1 protein-coding gene and 1 pseudogene are annotated in these 1,022 nt (G+C 56.5%); both read right to left on the bottom strand.

The genetic code is table 11. The annotated features are described in order from the left end of the window. Positions 1 to 49 precede the first annotated feature (49 nt). Positions 50 to 553: a hypothetical protein gene (locus B5F17_RS14465; RefSeq protein ID WP_087374950.1), complete on the bottom strand. Its 504-nt coding sequence runs from the start codon at positions 551 to 553 to the stop codon at positions 50 to 52. Further along, positions 553 to 1,022: pseudogene (locus B5F17_RS14935) on the bottom strand (DUF6273 domain-containing protein); the annotation flags it as partial. The gene B5F17_RS14465 and the pseudogene B5F17_RS14935, both read right to left, overlap by 1 nt.

Genomic DNA, 1,022 nt, shown 5'->3' with positions numbered 1-1,022 from the left:
CTCGAAAGTGACATAGCAGCTGCCGCCGAACCAGGCAAGGTAGATGTACTTAGCCGCCCGCTGCATCGCCGCCTCCTAACTTGCTGAGCACCGCCTGCATCTGCTCCTGCGCCTCAGCCATGAGCGCGTTGTACTGCTCCAAATAGGTACCCGTCAGCTCCTGCCCATAGGTGACGGCCTCGACCACTTCCGGATCATCCAGCGTCAGCACATACTGCTTGAGCTGGTTATGGTATGTCAGCTGGCTGGTCTTGTACATGGACAGCGTAGAGTAGATCGCTACGATGTCCGCGACCGGATAGGTCTTGCAGGGGCCGTTATTGGCGTGGTAGATGTAGCCGGTCGCACCAGCCAGACAGGCGGTAAACATCTCCGAGACGTTCGCCTGGTCAGCCACGGTGTAGGTAAACGATTCCCGGCTGCCGCTGGGCAGATCGACTGCCGTACCTTCGTCAATCGCAGCATTGCAAGCCTCGGAAAGCTCTTCGAGCTTAGTCTTTTCGTCGATTAACATAGACGGCCTGGTCTGTGTTTGGGGAAAGTGAAGTGCCATTACTGAAAACCTCCTTGGATGGATACGATGTTGCCGTCCTCTCCGCTCGCACCGCGTTCGACGGTCACCCTAAAATTGAATGCCCATCCTGCACTTTGGCTCTTATTCTTGAACACATAATTGCGACCAGCCTTAACGTCGGCTGTCGCGTCCTCCCAGACTGGTTCGGCATCGTTGCCGTTGTTGGTCAGCTCGACGAGCTGGGTTGCGTCTGCCGGGATTTTGCCGGTGATGGCCAGCACGGCGACCGTGATCTGTTCCTCGACCGCCAGCGGCTCGGAAAGCGTAATGACCGTCTTGTGTACAGCCTTGGTAAAGGTCAAGGACAACGTGGACGACTTGCCCGCCGAGTCAGTTGCTACGATCTGCACGGTCTGTGCGCCGTTGAGAATCTTCTGGAAATACTCGTCGGTAATTTCAAAGGTGGCTTGCTCGCCCAATGTCGCCGTATAGGTGCGCTTGACCAGAT

It is taken from the genome of Butyricicoccus pullicaecorum, assembly GCF_002160355.1.
Classification (GTDB): domain Bacteria; phylum Bacillota; class Clostridia; order Oscillospirales; family Butyricicoccaceae; genus Butyricicoccus; species Butyricicoccus pullicaecorum.
Note: the sequence above shows the minus strand (reverse complement) of the source record. Positions and strands in the feature narration are given on the sequence as shown.

Coding starts and splice junctions, on each gene's coding strand:
- B5F17_RS14465 (WP_087374950.1), bottom strand. CDS start 553: ATGGCACTTCACTTTCCCCAAACACAGACCAGGCCGTCTATGTTAATC.